Source organism: Vagococcus fessus, from assembly GCF_003987565.1.
In the GTDB taxonomy this organism is placed as follows: domain Bacteria; phylum Bacillota; class Bacilli; order Lactobacillales; family Vagococcaceae; genus Vagococcus_D; species Vagococcus_D fessus.
Genome location: NZ_NGJY01000001.1, coordinates 835,170 through 851,296, shown reverse-complemented (window position 1 = coordinate 851,296; position 16,127 = coordinate 835,170). Strand labels below are relative to the sequence as shown.

General features: G+C 35.0%; 13 protein-coding genes. All 13 read left to right on the top strand.

What is annotated here, in order from left to right; translation table 11 throughout:
• The first annotated feature begins 18 nt into the window (after positions 1-18).
• The 13 genes from CBF31_RS04120 to rho all read left to right on the top strand — a co-directional run bounded on the left by CBF31_RS04120 (position 19) and on the right by rho (position 16,127).
• Entirely contained in the window at positions 19-1,455 is a 1,437-nt protein-coding gene (locus tag CBF31_RS04120; protein WP_126831098.1) for an APC family permease, read from the top strand.
• 229 nt (positions 1,456-1,684) lie between these two features.
• Positions 1,685-2,386 (top strand): GntR family transcriptional regulator, encoded by a 702-nt coding sequence (locus CBF31_RS04115; RefSeq protein WP_126831097.1) that lies wholly within the window; start codon positions 1,685-1,687, stop codon positions 2,384-2,386.
• Positions 2,387-2,499: 113 nt separating this feature from the next.
• Positions 2,500-3,606 (top strand): amidohydrolase/deacetylase family metallohydrolase, encoded by a 1,107-nt coding sequence (locus tag CBF31_RS04110; RefSeq protein WP_126831096.1) that lies wholly within the window; start codon positions 2,500-2,502, stop codon positions 3,604-3,606.
• A complete protein-coding gene (locus tag CBF31_RS04105) occupies positions 3,596-4,693 on the top strand; it encodes a DgaE family pyridoxal phosphate-dependent ammonia lyase (protein ID WP_126831095.1) in 1,098 nt (365 codons plus the stop codon). Before CBF31_RS04110 ends, CBF31_RS04105 begins: the two co-directional genes overlap by 11 nt.
• A 22-nt stretch (positions 4,694-4,715) precedes the next feature.
• Positions 4,716-5,456 (top strand): 2-dehydro-3-deoxy-phosphogluconate aldolase, encoded by a 741-nt coding sequence (gene dagF, locus CBF31_RS04100; protein WP_126831094.1) that lies wholly within the window; start codon positions 4,716-4,718, stop codon positions 5,454-5,456.
• Positions 5,457-5,471: 15 nt separating this feature from the next.
• Positions 5,472-6,488 (top strand): sugar kinase, encoded by a 1,017-nt coding sequence (locus CBF31_RS04095; protein ID WP_126831093.1) that lies wholly within the window; start codon positions 5,472-5,474, stop codon positions 6,486-6,488.
• Between the two features lie 197 nt (positions 6,489-6,685).
• Entirely contained in the window at positions 6,686-8,116 is a 1,431-nt protein-coding gene (locus CBF31_RS04090) for an APC family permease (protein WP_126831092.1), read from the top strand.
• 126 nt (positions 8,117-8,242) lie between these two features.
• Entirely contained in the window at positions 8,243-8,929 is a 687-nt protein-coding gene (locus tag CBF31_RS04085) for a TetR/AcrR family transcriptional regulator (protein WP_126831091.1), read from the top strand.
• Positions 8,923-10,650, top strand: a complete 1,728-nt coding sequence (locus CBF31_RS04080; protein WP_126831090.1) for an ABC transporter ATP-binding protein — start codon at positions 8,923-8,925, stop codon at positions 10,648-10,650. The genes CBF31_RS04085 and CBF31_RS04080 overlap by 7 nt, the downstream gene beginning before the upstream one ends.
• Positions 10,647-12,497 (top strand): ABC transporter ATP-binding protein, encoded by a 1,851-nt coding sequence (locus CBF31_RS04075; RefSeq protein ID WP_126831089.1) that lies wholly within the window; start codon positions 10,647-10,649, stop codon positions 12,495-12,497. The genes CBF31_RS04080 and CBF31_RS04075 overlap by 4 nt, the downstream gene beginning before the upstream one ends.
• Before the next feature lie 119 nt (positions 12,498-12,616).
• The gene (locus CBF31_RS04070; RefSeq protein ID WP_126831088.1) at positions 12,617-13,372 is read left to right on the top strand and encodes a CppA C-terminal domain-containing protein; all 756 of its coding nucleotides are present in this window, start codon (positions 12,617-12,619) and stop codon (positions 13,370-13,372) included.
• Between the two features lie 193 nt (positions 13,373-13,565).
• Positions 13,566-14,828, top strand: coding sequence for a UDP-N-acetylglucosamine 1-carboxyvinyltransferase (locus CBF31_RS04065; protein ID WP_126831087.1), 1,263 nt, complete (start codon positions 13,566-13,568; stop codon positions 14,826-14,828).
• 3 nt (positions 14,829-14,831) lie between these two features.
• The gene (gene rho, locus CBF31_RS04060; RefSeq protein WP_126831086.1) at positions 14,832-16,127 is read left to right on the top strand and encodes a transcription termination factor Rho; all 1,296 of its coding nucleotides are present in this window, start codon (positions 14,832-14,834) and stop codon (positions 16,125-16,127) included.

The following is a 16,127-nucleotide window of genomic DNA, read 5'->3' as shown; positions in this document are numbered from 1 at the left end:
ATGAATTTAAGGAGATTAATGATGAACGAAAAGCAATTACGTTGGTATAATATCGCACTTATGGCATTTGTTTCGGTATGGGGCTTAGGTAATGTTGTAAATAACTATGCATTACAAGGTCTGACAGTTGTGACGTCTTGGATTTTGATTATGATATTTTATTTTGTTCCGTATACACTAAGCGTTGGACAGTTAGGTTCTACATTTAAGGAAGCTTCTGGAGGGGTATCGTCGTGGATACATGCGACCTCAACCAAACGGTTAGCTTATTATGCTGCTTGGACTTATTGGGTTGTCCACATTCCTTATCTCGCCCAAAAGCCTCAAGGAATTTTATTGGCACTGAGTTGGTTGATTCAAGGAAATGGAGATTTTGTTAATACTGTAGATTCCAAAATTATATCTGCTATTTGTTTGGTTATCTTTTTACTGTTTTTATGGATTTCATCTAAAGGACTAACTACTCTTAAGATGATTGGTAATATGGCTGGAACTGCAATGTTTATTATGTCGATATTATTTATTATATTAGCAGTATCTGCACCTGCATTAAGAGGGACGGTTAGTGAAACTGCTAATATGACGCATATTTCTACATATATTCCAAAAATAAATGTGTCGTATTTGACGACAATTTCAATGTTAGTGTTCGCAGTAGGTGGTTGTGAAAAGATATCACCATATGTTAATAGTACAAAAAATGCTTCTCGTGAATTTCCCAAAGGGATGATTATTTTAGCGATAATGGTTGCAGTCTGTGCTTTATTGGGGTCTGTTGCCATGGGAATGTTGTTCGATGCTAATAATATTCCTGATGATTTGATGGTTAATGGGTCATATCAAGCCTTTGCAAAATTGGGTGAGTATTATGGAGTAGGTCGCTTTTTCGTGATACTGTACTCTGTAGCTAATTCAATGGCACAAGTATCGGCTTTGGCGTTTTCAATAGACGCGCCACTGAAAATATTACTTTCTGATGCAGATGATGATTTTATTCCTAAGAAATTATCTAAAGTAAATAAACAAGGAACACCTGTGAATGGTTATCTTTTTACTGGGATATTGGTATCTATTTTAATTATTATTCCATCTCTAGGAATTGGTAATATGACAGAACTTATAAAATGGATGACTAGTTTAAATGCAATTGTTATGCCAATGCGTTATCTATGGGTATTTTTAGCGTATATGTGGATCAATAAGCAACATAAAAAATTTACTTCTGATTATAAATTCGTTAAAAATCCAATCGTGGGTTATATTATTGGATTATGGTGCTTTGTTTTCACAGCATTTGCTTGTATTTTAGGGATGCTTCCTAAGATCGCCTATTCAGCAGATCATGGTCAATATATCTTCCAACTTGCTATGAATATATTAACTCCCATTGTATTAATTGCATTAGGTATGATTATGCCGGCTTTAGCACGTAAGGAAAAGAAACAAATAATTTAAAAAATGAGAAAACAATGTGTAAATACTGATGTAAAAAAAATTTAAGGTGTTATATAAAAAGTAGCACCTTATTTTTTTTATATGAAGTAAAAAAAGGTTTGTGTTATTTATTGAAAAAATTATTGAGATTTAAAAGTAAAAAGAGAGCTAAAAGCTCTTTTTTTTTGTATAATGAATGAGAGTAGTCCTACGATACAAGTTGGGAGAAGAAAAGGAAGGTAGTTGTTAAATGAAAAGAAAGAGTGTTCTTTATTTAGATATTGCCGATACGATAAAAAATGACATTCAAAATAATGTTTATCCGGTAGGGACAATGTTACCGACAGAAACTGATTTTGAAGCTTTATTCGGCGTAAGTAAGATTACAATTAGAAAAGCGATAGAAGTATTAGCTAATCAGGGATACGTTGAAAAGAAAAGTGGGAAAGGGACAACAGTTATTAGTAATCGTCTATTTAATAAGTTGTCTAAAGGAGATTCTTTCTCAACTATTTTAGAAAAAAAAGGTCAAAATATTACTAAAGAAATAGTATCAATTGAGAAGATAGAAATTCATGAAGATCATCCTTACTATCACTATTTTGGGTCAGAGGTTACAAAAATATTTAGACTTTATAAGCTAGATGGAGAGCCCTATATTATTTTTAACCACTTTTTATCCGGAAGTATTTATGAAGAAATAAATGAAAATTTAGATGTTGCGTCGTTGTATCATTTACTATCTAAGCAAGGGTTTACGATTAATCATTTTAAAGATCAATTTTCGATTAGCATACTAGGTGCGGAGGAACAACGCATTTTAAAAACAGAGGAGACTCATTTATTAAAACGTGTTAGACGAAGTTATAATGAAGAAGAAAAAGTAATAGAAGTATCGGTAGCACTTTATGATACAGAAAAATATCCATATGAAATACAATTTGAAGTATAAATCCTATTTTTGATAGGATTTATTTTTTTTTATTGAGAAAATGCAGGATTATAATGTTATAATGTTATAATAAATAAAAAAGTTGTCGAATAGTAAGTGAAAGGAGTGAAAAAATGTTTGATTTAATTATTAAAAATGCTAAGACAGTCACAGGAGATAGTATAGAAATAGGGGTCACTGATGGTGAAATCGTTGCCATTTCAGATGAGCTGTCTGGAGAAAGTAAAGATAGTGTAACATTAAAAGACAGCCAACTTATTTCTGCAGGCTGGATAGATAGTCATGTTCATTGTTATGAAAAAATGTCACTTTATTATGATTTTCCTGATGAAATTGGTATAAAAAAAGGTGTGACGACAGTTATTGATGCAGGCTCGACTGGTGCGGATAATATCGGTGACTTTTATAATCATGCGATTAAGGCAAAAACGAATGTTTTGGCCTTAATTAATATTTCTAAAACAGGAATTGTAAAACAAGATGAACTAGCTGATATGGAACGATTAAGTGAAGAATCTATTAAAAATGCAATAAAAAAATACCCAGAGTTTATCATTGGTTTAAAGGCAAGAATGAGTGCTTCTGTTATTGGTGAGAATGGTTTAGAGCCTTTGATTTGGGCAAAACGTATTCAAAAAGCCACAGATGACTTACCTTTAATGGTACATATAGGCTCGGCTCCTCCAGAATTATCAGATATATTAAAAGAACTTGAAGCAGGCGATATTGTGACCCATTGTTTTAATGGAAAAGAGAATGGTATTTTAGCGTCTGATGATTCTATTAAATCATTTGTATTTGATGCCTATGAAAAAGGCGTTATTTTTGATATTGGACACGGAACAGATAGCTTTAATTTCCACGTAGCAGAAATTGCCTTTAAAGAAAAGCTTAAAGCCGCAACGATTAGTACAGATATATATCATCGTAACCGTGAAGATGGACCGGTTCATGATTTGGCAACGACATTAGAAAAATTACTAGAAGTAGGGTATAATTTACCCGAGTTAATTGAAAAAATAACGGTTAAACCGGCAGAATATTTTGATTTAACAGGTAAAGGTCACCTAGAAGTAGGGGCAGATGCTGACTTTACGGTCTTCAGTTTAAATGAAGAGTTAAAGACTTTAACTGATTCAAATGGCAATACACGACAAGTCAAAAAACAGATTATTCCGGAATTGACGATTGTAGGAGGCGACATATACAATGCAAAGTAGTCATGAGAAGTATCAATTAAAAGAAGTTATAAATGCGTCAGGTAAGATGACAATTTTAGGTGTATCAAAAGTATCAAAAAAGGTACAAGAGGCACAAATTGAAGGTGGCAATAATTTCTATGAAATGTCAGAGTTGATGAGTCAAACTGGAAATTATATCGCAAATTTAGTTGGTGTAGAAGGCGCACGTGTTGTTTCAAGTGCATCGGCTGGTATTGCCCAGTCAATAGCTGCTGTTATAGGTAAAGGGTCACGTTATCATTTGTATCACCCTTATGAAGATAGAGGAGAGGCACGTGAGATTATCATCCCTAAAGGTCATAATGTCGATTACGGTACAGGTATTGATGTTATGATTGCTCAAGGTGGTGGAAAAATAGTTGAAGCGGGTTATTCAAATCGTTGTACACCAGAAGATATTGAGATGATGATAACGGATAAAACGGCAGCTATCTTGTACGTAAAGAGTCACCATACTGTTCAAAAAAGTATGTTAACCATCCAAGAGGCGATTGAAGTTGCACATCGTCATAAGCTACCATTGATTTTAGATGCAGCAGCGGAGGAAGAGTTAAGTTATTATGTTGAATTAGGAGCAGACTTGATTATTTTTAGTGGGGCTAAGGCTATTGAAGGGCCAAGTTCAGGTCTTGTAGTAGGAAAGCAACCTTATATGGAATGGGTTAGTATGCAGTCATTAGGTATGGCGCGCTCTATGAAAATTGGAAAAGAAAATGTACTTGGCTTTACTCAAGCTATTGAAGATTATTTAGCGAATGGTAGTGAAGATGGGGAGTCGATGAAGCGCCGTCTAGTGCCGTTTCTTGAGAATCTAAATACATTAACAGGTATTACAGCAACATGTGTGCAAGATGGAGCAGGCAGAGAAATCTACCGTGCAGAAGTAAAAGTGTCAGAAAATCTTGATGCTAAAGAAGTAATCCGCGAATTAAAAGCAGAAAGTCCAGCAGTATATACGCGTGAATACCGAGCAAATAATGGCATTATTGAATTTGATATCAGAGCAGTTTCAGAAGATGAGATGACAAAGATTGTTGAACGTTTACGCACAATTGTTACGGAATAAAGAAAGAAAGAAGGAACTGAAAATGAAAAAAACACCAAATTATTATCAAGATAGAGTCTGTTTAAATGTATTAGCTAATTCAATTGAGAATGCAAAGGCATGTTACGAAGCGGCAGAAGGACACGTTGTACTAGGTGTGTTATCTAAAAATTATGCAACAGATGAGTTAGCAATTGAAGATATGAAAAAATATCAAGAAGCAACAGGTAATGCTTTATCTGTAGGACTTGGAGCAGGGGACCCTAACCAAAGTCAAATGGTGACACGCTTATCAGAAGTACTGCAACCCCAACATGTTAATCAAGTTTTTACAGGAGCGGGAGCGTCACGTACGGCTTTAAAACAAGATGAAACAGTTGTAAATGCTTTAGTGTCACCAACAGGTCGTCCAGGATTTGTTAACATCGCAACAGGACCATTGAGTAGCCAGGCGCCGGTAGCTGAAATACCTGTAGAAACGACTATTGCCTTACTAAAAGATATGGGAGCAAGCTCAATTAAATATTTTAATATGAAAGGTTTAAACCATATTGATGAATTTAAAGTAGTAGCAGAAGCGTGTGCCACTCACGATTTCTATTTAGAACCAACAGGTGGAATTGATTTAGAGAACTTTGAAGAAATTTTGAGAATTACTTTAGATGCGGGTGTAAAAAAAGTGATTCCTCATGTTTACAGCTCAATTATTGATAGTGAAACAGGTGATACAAAACCAGAAGATGTCGTAACATTATTAACAATTGTGAAAAAATTAGTCGGTTAATTGAAGGGAAACACTATGACTGAAAATAAAAAGAAAATTCTAGCTTTTGGAGAGGTTATGCTTCGCATTGCAATGGCTCAGAATAGAACAATCGAACAAACAAATGAAGCCCGTTTGAATTTCACTGGGACAGGTCTAAATGTTTTAAGTGGCTTAGCTCATTTTGGATACGAGACGGCATTACTTACACAATTACCTGATAATCGTGTTGGGGATGCAGCTAAAGCTGATGTTCGCAGACTAGGCGTATCGGACCAGTTCATTAAACAAGGTGGTAATCATATCGGCCTTTATTTTCTTGAACAAGGTTACGGCAATCGACCATCTGAGGTGACATACTTGGACAGAGCTCACAGTTCATTTTGTTTGAGCACATGGACAGAGGATGAATTACGTTTAGCCGTTGACTCAGTTGATTTGGTTCACATTTGTGGGATTTCATTAATTTTGACACCTGAAACACGTTTCGCTGCATTAGCATTGGCAAGAATTGCTTTCGAGTCAGAGAAAGAGGTTTGTTTCGATTTTAATTACCGTCCCTCACTTGCTTATGAGGCGGACCTGAATTTAATCAGGAAAGACTATGAAGAGATGTTAGGTTATGCGTCTATCGTATTGGGTTCAAGTCGTGATTTAATTGAATTATTAGAATTGGAAACGAAGTATGAGGAGTCGAACTATGAGCGGATTGTTCAGAAGTTTTTAAAAGCGAATAAAATAAAATTATTTGCAGGAACTAATAAAAAAATTGAAACGACTGCTCGATTTGTACAAGGGTTTGTTTACACAGAGTCTGAATATGCTTTATCGCCTTTCTATCCAGTCTACACGTTAGATAGAATAGGAACAGGTGATGCTTATGCTGCAGGTATTATCGTGAAGTATTTAGAAAATAGTCCTCTTCAAGATATCGTTAACTTTGCAACAGCCAGTTCAGTTTTAGCTCATACCACTCAAGGAGACAGTCCAATATTATCCAAACGACATGTTGATCAATTCTTAGAGAACCCTCACTTAGATATAATGAGATAATACTAATAATCATAAAACTTAACGTATCAACAAGGTAATCGCTTACTTTGTTAGTGCGTTATTTTTTTGTCTGTATTTTAGTGTTATTTATTAATTAAATTTTAATGATAATGACAGATTCCATATTGCTTATAAAAGAACAAGCGATTAAACTTAAGGAGGATTTATTAACTAAAACTTGATAAGGAGAGTAAACGATGAACGAAAAGCAATTGCGTTGGTATAACATCGCCTTAATGGCCTTTGTAGCTGTATGGGGTCTAGGTAACGTTGTGAATAACTTCGCTCAACAAGGGTTAACGGTAGTAGTATCTTGGATTTTGATCATGGCATTATATTTTGTTCCTTATGCATTAAGTGTAGGGCAATTAGGTTCAACTTTTAAAGAATCAGCTGGGGGTGTTTCATCTTGGATTAAAGAAACATCAACAACTAGACTCGCATATTATGCGGCTTGGACATATTGGGTTGTACATATTCCGTACCTAGCTCAAAAACCACAAGGTATTTTAGTAGCGTTAAGCTGGTTATTTAAAGGTAATGGAGATTTTGTTAATACTGTAGATGCGAAACTAGTATCACTTATCTGTTTAGCTATTTTCTTAGTATTCTTATGGATTGCTTCAAAAGGTTTAACAACACTTAAAATGATTGGTAATATGGCGGGGACAGCAATGTTCGTAATGTCATTACTATTTATTTTATTAGCTGTTTCAGCTCCTGCTTTAACAGGTTCAGAAATTGCTACACCAAATATGGGCAAACTTTCAACTTATATTCCTAAGTTTGATTTCTCATATTTAACAACAGTTTCTATGTTAGTATTTGCCGTAGGTGGATGTGAAAAAATCTCACCTTATGTAAACAATACTAAAAACCCATCTAAAGAGTTCCCTAAAGGAATGTTAATTTTAGCGGGTATGGTTGCAGTCTGTGCGTTATTAGGTTCAGTTGCAATGGGTATGATTTTTGATGCCAACAATATTCCAGAAGATTTAATGGTAAATGGAGCCTATGAAGCGTTCCAACGTTTAGGTAACTTTTATAATGTAGGACCATTATTTGTTATTTTATATGCAGTAGCTAATTCATTAGCACAAATTTCTGCATTAGCATTCTCTATTGATGCGCCACTTAAGATTTTACTTTCAGATGCAGATCCTAATTACATCCCATCTAAATTATCTAAAGTTAACAAAAAAGGAACACCAGTTAATGGTTACATCTTCACTGGTATCTTAGTAACAATATTAATCGTGTTACCTTCATTAGGTATCGGTAACATGAATGAATTATTCAAATGGTTAACAAACTTAAATTCAGTTGTAATGCCTATGCGCTATATGTGGGTCTTCTTGGCCTTTATCTGGATTAATAAAAAGCATACTGAATTCGAATCAGACTATAAATTTATTAAAAATCCAAAAGTTGGTTATATTGTTGGATGGTGGTTATTCTTATTCACTGCGTTAGCATGTATCTTTGGTATGGTACCAAAAGTAGATTACGCTACACATCAAACAGAATATATTTTCCAATTAGCTTTAAATATTGCGACACCAATCGTTTTAATTGCATTAGGTATGATTATGCCAGCAATTGCACGTCGTGAACAAGCTAAAAAATAATAAGTTTTAAAAGAAGTAGCTAATAGCTGCTTCTTTTTTTGTTGCAATATGACAGGTTGTCATATATAATGACATAGTGTCATATGACAGGTTGTCATATTTTTGGAGGAGAATGGAGGAAACAGAATGCCTAAGGAAACTTTTTTTAATTTACCGTCAGAAAAGCAAGAGCGCTTGATGGATGCGGCTCAAAAAGAATTTTCAAGAGTCCCATTACAAGACGCCTCTATTGCTAAGATTGTAAAACTAGCAGGGATATCTCGTGGCAGTTTTTATCAGTATTTCGAAGATAAAGACGATTTGTATTACTATTATTTTGATACATTACGTCTATCGAGTAAAAGCGATTTTGAGAGTTTGTTAAAACAATCTGATGGGAATTTATTTGAAGCAGCGGTTGTTTATTTTAATCGTTGGTTTGAAGAAGCGTTGTATGGTCCAAATTCTGCATTTTATAAAAATCTATTTATGTATTTAGATTTTAAAGGAACAGCACGTGTCTCGCCGGAGATTTCTCAAGAAGCTCATTATGCGAAACTTAAAGAACAACGGAAATGTGAGCATAAAGAGAAGATTGAAACGATGATGGATGTTATCGATACAAGTCAGTTGAAATTTTCAAGTGATAAGGAATTGATTATGCTAGTGAAACTAGTGACAGGCATGATGTTTACATCTATTAACCATGCATATAAGCAAGAAATTCGTGGTGAAAAAGTGAATGTTAGTGAGATTAAAGAAGAGTTTGCAACGAAATTGGGTTGGTTGCAATATGGTGTGTATAAAAATGAGGTAGGTGAAGATGAATGTTAAAAATAGTTAAACGTATGTCCTTAGTGTCGGTATTTGTAGCTTTGGGCTTTATGTTAGTTCAGGTAATGAGTGATTTATACTTGCCGACACTAACGTCAAATATTATTGATAAAGGAGTCGCTCAAGGCGATATTCCTTATATCTGGTCTGTTGGTGGCGTAATGATTGGTTTTTCTTTCATTAGTATATTAGCGGCGATTGGAAATACTTATTTTGCAACAAAAGAAGCGCAAAAGTTAGGGAAACAACTTCGCTCTGAGATTTTTTCAAAAGTGAGTTATGCCTCACATAATCAAATGGATAAATTTGGGACGGCATCTTTGATTACACGTACAACAAATGACGTGAATCAAATTCAGATGGTTGCTCAAATGTTTTTACGTCTAATGATTAATGCTCCGATTACATTAATAGGTGCAAGTTTCTTAGCGTATCAAAAAAATGCGGAGTTAACAAGAGTCTTTTTAATCACGATTCCAATTTTAATTGTCTTTATTGGGATAGTGATGTATTTTGCGGTTCCTCTATTTAAGAGTATGCAAAAGAAAACAGATAGACTTAATTTAGTTTTCCGTGAAGGTTTGACAGGTGTTCGTGTTATTCGTGCTTTTAATCGTGCGGATTATGAAGCGGATCGTTTTGATGAAGCCAATCACGATTTTGTTTCAACAGCGATTAAAGTCAATACAATTATGGCTATGATGATCCCGATTGTTACAGTTATTATGAGTGGTACGACTATTTTAATTGTATGGCAAGGTAGTCATTTAATTGCAGATATGAAAATGGAAGTAGGGCATATGATTGCCTTTATGACCTATGCAACACAAATTTTAATCAGTTTCTTAATGTTATCTATGATTTTCATTATGGTACCTCGTGCGCAAGCATCAGCCGTTCGTATCAATGAAGTCTTAGATTTAGAAGATGATTTAGAACAACCCAAAACACCAACAGCGTTATCTACTGATCAAGAAACAGTTTCATTAGAATTTGATCATGTGGATTATCGTTATAAAGGAGCTGAAAACTTAGCTCTTAAAGATGTTAATTTCTCACTTAAAGGTGGCGAAACATTAGCGATTATTGGTGGAACAGGCTCTGGTAAAACTACTTTAGTTAATTTGATTCCACGTTTCTTTGACATTGAATCGGGGGAAATTAAATTAAATGGTGTTCCTGTCAACACTGTGGATAAAGAAGAATTAGTTGATCATATTGGATTTGTTCCACAAAAAGCAATGTTATTTACAGGAACTATTAGAGAAAATTTACAGTACGGAAAAGAAAATGCAACAGATGAAGAATTGTGGCATGCATTAGAAATTGCTCAAGCTAAATCATTTGTTTCTGAATTAGAAGAGGGTCTAGACAGTCATGTTGAACAAGGGGGAGGCAACTTCTCTGGTGGACAACGTCAACGTCTGTGTATTGCCAGAGCTTTGGTTAAAGAGGCAGATGTCTTTGTTTTCGATGATTCATTCTCAGCGTTAGATTTTAAAACAGATGCTAAGTTACGCGAAGCACTTAAAAAAGATATTAAAGAAGAAATTGTTGTCATTGTAGCCCAACGTATTAGTACGGTTATCGATGCTGATTTAATATTAGTTATTGATGAAGGAAAAATCGTGGGACAAGGAACACATGATGAATTAAAAGAAACATGTGAAACTTACCAAGAAATTATTAGTTCTCAAATGAGAGAGGAGGAGATTGCATGAGCGGAAGACGTGGCGGACCAGGAGCAGCTTTAGGAACAAAACCTGAAAAGGCGAAGAATTTCTGGGGAACAACTAAACGTTTACTTAGATACATGTCCAAACGTGCGTATGCGATTTTATTAGTATTTGTACTTGCAATCGCAGCAACTATCTTTCAGATTAGTACACCTAAGGTATTAGGTAAGGCAACGACTGAAATTTATAACGGAATCATGAAAGGAGTTGCCCAAGCCAAGGCGGGGACACCTTTAGAGAAGTTTCCGATTGATTTTGATAAAGTTGGTCAAATTTTACTCATTGTTATTGGGATGTACGCCATCTCAGCAGTCTTTAATTTTACACAACAATTTATCATGACCCGTGTTTCTCAGCGTACAGTGTATCAAATGCGTCAAGAGTTAAAAGTAAAAATGAACAAGGTACCTATTCATTACTATGACACGCATTCAAATGGAGATATCATGTCTCGTGCGATTAACGATATGGATAATATTTCGAGTACGTTACAACAAAGTTTGACACAACTTGTGACGAGTACTGTGACAGTCGTGGGTGTCCTAGCGATGATGTTATCAATCAGCTGGCAATTAACACTAGTTGCTTTAGCAACTGTTCCTTTGAGTTTGATTGTTGTTATGGTGGTAGCACCTAAATCACAAAAACACTTTAGCCAACAACAAAAGAGTTTGGGGTTACTAAATAATCAAACAGAAGAAACTTATGGTGGACATAATGTAATTAAGAGCTTTAATTACGAGTCTCAAGCTATCGAAGTATTTGAGGAACAAAATGAAAAATTATATGAAGCTGGACGTAAAGCACAATTTATTTCTGCTATGATTATGCCATTAATGAATTTCATTAAAAATATCGGGTATGTCTTAGTGGCGGTACTTGGTGGGATTAAAGTGGCAAATGGGAACATGGATTTAGGGGATGTTCAGGCATTCTTACAATATACAAATCAATTCTCACAACCTTTAACACAGATTGCGAACTTGATGAATACAATTCAATCAACAATTGCTTCTGCGGAACGTGTGTTTGAAGTTCTAGATGAACAAGAAATGTCTGATGAAAAATCAGAGTATCCTGTAGTCGAAACATCTAAAAAAGTTATTTTTGATGATGTCCAGTTTGGATACGATGAGTCAGAATTATTAATGACAGGATTTGATTTAGAAGTAGATGAGGGGGAAATGATTGCCATCGTTGGGCCTACGGGTGCGGGTAAAACAACTCTTATTAACTTACTAGAACGTTTTTACGATGTTAGTGGTGGTTCAATTAAATTAGATGGTCAAGATGTTCGTGATATGACACGTGAAGAGTTACGTGCTCGTTTCTCTATCGTCTTACAAGACAGTTGGTTATTCACAGGTTCTATTTATGACAATATTCAGTATGGCAATCCTAATGCGACAGAAGAACAAGTCTATGAAGCAGCCAAAGCAGCTCATGCTGATGAATTTGTTCGTCGTTTACCAGAAGGATACGATACAGTGTTAAATGAGGATGCAAGTAATATTTCTCAAGGGCAACGTCAATTGATTACTATTGCACGTGCCTTCCTTGCTAATCCTGAAATCTTGATATTAGATGAAGCAACATCAAGTGTGGATACTCGTACTGAAGTTTTAATCCAACAAGCGATGAACCGTTTGTTAAAAGGTAGAACAAGTTTCGTGGTGGCACACAGATTATCTACGATCAGAGATGCAGATAATATTATTGTGATGAATCAAGGCTCTATTATGGAAACTGGAAATCATGATGTCTTAATGGCTAAAGATGGTTTTTATGCAGATTTATATAACAGTCAGTTTTCTGATACAGTTGAGATGTAAAAAAAGGGGTTTCTTTTTAAAAGAGACCCTTTTTTTTTTTGCGTATTACTGTTAATTTTATAGAAAAAATGATAGGATAACATTTGTTAAATATTTTCTAGAAAGGTAGCGAAAAAAACATGTTGACTGGCCGATTATTAGCCCCTGTATTAGACGTCATTGCTCTGAAAGTTAAAGATATTGATAAGGAATTGTTTTTTTATAAAGAACTATTGAATTTAGATGTTTTAATTGAAGAGAATGGGATTGCTTATGTAGGAACTAAAGCTAATAATGACACCATTTTCTCGTTATATGAAGATCCAGATAGCTATAAAACAACAGACAATCGTAATGGGTTACTTGGTTACTCATTGTATTTTCCAACACGAGAATCTTTTGATAAAGTTGAAACTAATTTTAGAAACGCAAATTACAATTATGAGTATTTAAAAGAAGCTCAAGGTCTAAGGATAAATGTAGTCGATCCAGAAGGAAACCATTTATCGATTTGTTTTGAAGAAGCGATTCATTTTGAACGTAGTGGTCCTATCCTCGGAAAAGTTAAGTTGGATGTTGTTGATGAAGAAAAAAGTCACGTGTTTTACCAGAAAATATTAGGGTTCTATACCCAAACTTACAAAGAAAGACGTATCTATCAGCCTAGTAAAAATAAAATTGGGGCACTTCAATTTGAGATGCTTTCAGGCTTGCCAAGTGAAGATGATGTTTTAGGATTAGATTATTTAGCATTTAAGATGCCTAATAAACAATCTATAGCACATCTTTCAAATTATTTAAAAGAAAATAATCAAGAATTTTATTTAAGTAGAGCAGGGGATTTACTTCAAATTGATGATCCAAATGGGATTCATTTATGGTTTTATCTCAGATAAATGCTTGTTATATGAACGTTTTTTTTGAAAGAGTACAAGAAATTGCACAAGGTTGTTGTTTTATAGATGATTTTAGGTATAATTAATAGGTACTTTTTTATAATCAAAAAATGTGATAAAATGAGTAAGATTGAAGTAAAAAAATTACTAATGAAAAATAACTGCTCAGCAGTTTTAAGGAATGTGAGAAAATATGAAAAAATTTGTTATTAATGGGGGAAATCCTCTAAAAGGTGAAGTGACAATCAACGGAGCGAAAAACAGTGCGGTGGCATTAATTCCTGCAGCTATTTTAGCAGACTCTCCTGTGACATTAGACGGTATGCCAGATATTAGTGATGTCCATTCATTAAAAGAAATTCTTGAAATTATGGGTGTTAAAGTAACATTAAAAGATAATCAAATGGTAATTGATCCAACAGGTATGGTTTCAGTACCAATGCCAAGTGGTAAAATCAGCAGTTTAAGAGCGTCATATTACTTTATGGGTGCATTGTTAGGTAAATTCGGTGAAGGCGTTGTAGGACTTCCCGGAGGCTGTTTCTTAGGACCACGTCCAATTGATTTACATATCAAAGGTTTCGAAGCATTAGGTGCAGATGTTAAAACTGAACATGGTGCGACTTACTTAGACGCAACTAAAGAAGGGCTTCAAGGCGCGCGTATATTCATGGATGTTGTTTCTATTGGGGCAACAATCAATGTTATGTTAGCTGCTGTTAAGGCTGAAGGACGTACAATTATTGAGAATGCTGCGAAAGAACCTGAAATTATTGATGTAGCAACATTATTAAATAATATGGGTGCTAAGATTCGCGGTGCAGGTACGGATGAAATTAGAATAGATGGCGTTAAAGAATTACATGGTTGTCGTCATACTATTATTCCTGACCGTATTGAAGCTGGAACTTACATCTCAATGGCAGCGGCAGCTGGTGAAGGTGTTTTAGTTAAAAATGTTATTCACGAGCATATTGAAAGTTTTATTTCAAAACTTGAAGAGATGGGTGTGGAACTTGAAATTGGAGAAGATTCAATTTTTGTTCATCCTGTTAAAGAATTAAAAGGTACAAGCATTAAAACGCAACCTTATCCAGGGTTTGCAACTGATTTACAACAACCTTTGACGCCGCTTATGTTATTAGCTAAAGGTGAAAGTACATTAGTTGATACGATTTATCAAAAACGTGTCAATCATATTCCTGAATTAGCACGTATGGGTGCTAATGCTCGTGTCGAAGGAAACTTAATTATTCTTGAAGGTCCGAATAAATTACAAGGTGCAGAAGTTGCAGCTAGTGATTTACGTGCTGGAGCATGTTTAGTTACTGCAGGACTTCTTGCTGAAGGCGAAACAAAAGTAACAAATGTAGAACATATCTTAAGAGGATATGATTCAATTATTGAGAAATTAACAACTTTAGGTGCCGACATTCGAATGATTGAAGAGGACTAACCTATGATAAAAAGTGCTAAAGATTATTTAACAATGGGAGAACTTGAAACAAAGACCCTAAAAGAATTGTATACTTACGCTAAAGACTTTAAGATTCCTTATTATAGTCAAATGAATAAGAAAGAATTATCCTTAGCCGTCATTAGAGCCCAAGCTGAAAAGCAAGGGTTCTTTATGATGGAAGGAGTTTTAGATGTCGTATCTCAAGAGGGATATGGCTTTTTAAGACCGATTAATTATTCTTCTAGCCAAGAAGACATTTACATCTCATCTTCTCAGATCCGCCGTTTCGATCTTCGAAATGGAGATAAAGTAGCAGGTAAGGCTAGACCACCTAAAGAATCTGAGCGTTACTATGGCTTAATGCATGTGGAATCTGTAAATGGTAAAAATCCAGATGAAGCAAAACAACGTCCACATTTTCCAGCACTAACAGCTCTTTATCCAGATAAGCAGTTAAAATTGGAAACTACTAAAGGACGTTTAAGTACGCGAATGATTGATTGTTTTGCGCCAGTTGGTTTTGGGCAACGTGGGCTTATTGTAGCGCCACCTAAAGCAGGTAAAACATCGATTATCAAAGAAATTGCCAATGGTATCACTGAAAATCATCCTGAAGTGGAATTAATTGTTTTACTAATTGACGAACGACCAGAAGAAGTTACAGATATCGAGCGTAGTGTTAAAGCTGATGTGGTATCATCAACATTTGATTTGCAACCTCAAAATCATACGCGTGTTGCTGAATTAGTTTTAGAGCGCGCAATGCGTTTGGTAGAAGATAAACGCGATGTTGTTATTTTAATGGATAGTATTACCCGTTTAGCTAGAGCCTATAATTTAGTCGTTCCGCCAAGTGGTAGAACATTGAGTGGAGGGATTGACCCTGCAGCTTTATTTAAACCCAAACGTTTCTTCGGTGCAGCTCGTAATATTGAAGAGGGCGGTAGCTTAACTATATTAGCAACTGCTTTAGTTGATACTGGTAGCCGCATGGATGATGTAATTTACGAAGAGTTTAAAGGGACTGGTAATATGGAACTTCATTTATCTCGTGAATTAGCAGAGCGACGTATTTTCCCAGCTGTGGATGTCAAACGTTCGGGTACCCGTAAAGAGGATTTATTATTATCAGAATCTGAATTAGAAGAAGTGTGGCACTTGAGACGCCATATGAAAGGTGATTCGCTAGAGTATACGGATCAGCTACTCAATTTCTTGCGCCGAACAGATAACAATAAAGAATTGTTTGAAGCATTTAAGACAGTTAAACCTAAAACAAAAACAGCAAAAAAATAA

Bases quoted from the DNA above. Each gene is read 5' to 3' on its own strand.
- CBF31_RS04115 (WP_126831097.1), top strand. From the start codon at position 1,685: ATGAAAAGAAAGAGTGTTCTTTATTTAGATATTGCCGATACGATAAAA.
- CBF31_RS04070 (WP_126831088.1), top strand. From the start codon at position 12,617: ATGTTGACTGGCCGATTATTAGCCCCTGTATTAGACGTCATTGCTCTG.
- dagF (WP_126831094.1), top strand. From the start codon at position 4,716: ATGAAAAAAACACCAAATTATTATCAAGATAGAGTCTGTTTAAATGTA.
- CBF31_RS04065 (WP_126831087.1), top strand. From the start codon at position 13,566: ATGAAAAAATTTGTTATTAATGGGGGAAATCCTCTAAAAGGTGAAGTG.
- CBF31_RS04095 (WP_126831093.1), top strand. From the start codon at position 5,472: ATGACTGAAAATAAAAAGAAAATTCTAGCTTTTGGAGAGGTTATGCTT.
- CBF31_RS04110 (WP_126831096.1), top strand. From the start codon at position 2,500: ATGTTTGATTTAATTATTAAAAATGCTAAGACAGTCACAGGAGATAGT.
- rho (WP_126831086.1), top strand. From the start codon at position 14,832: ATGATAAAAAGTGCTAAAGATTATTTAACAATGGGAGAACTTGAAACA.
- CBF31_RS04080 (WP_126831090.1), top strand. From the start codon at position 8,923: ATGTTAAAAATAGTTAAACGTATGTCCTTAGTGTCGGTATTTGTAGCT.
- CBF31_RS04090 (WP_126831092.1), top strand. From the start codon at position 6,686: ATGAACGAAAAGCAATTGCGTTGGTATAACATCGCCTTAATGGCCTTT.
- CBF31_RS04085 (WP_126831091.1), top strand. From the start codon at position 8,243: ATGCCTAAGGAAACTTTTTTTAATTTACCGTCAGAAAAGCAAGAGCGC.
- CBF31_RS04120 (WP_126831098.1), top strand. From the start codon at position 19: ATGATGAACGAAAAGCAATTACGTTGGTATAATATCGCACTTATGGCA.
- CBF31_RS04105 (WP_126831095.1), top strand. From the start codon at position 3,596: ATGCAAAGTAGTCATGAGAAGTATCAATTAAAAGAAGTTATAAATGCG.
- CBF31_RS04075 (WP_126831089.1), top strand. From the start codon at position 10,647: ATGAGCGGAAGACGTGGCGGACCAGGAGCAGCTTTAGGAACAAAACCT.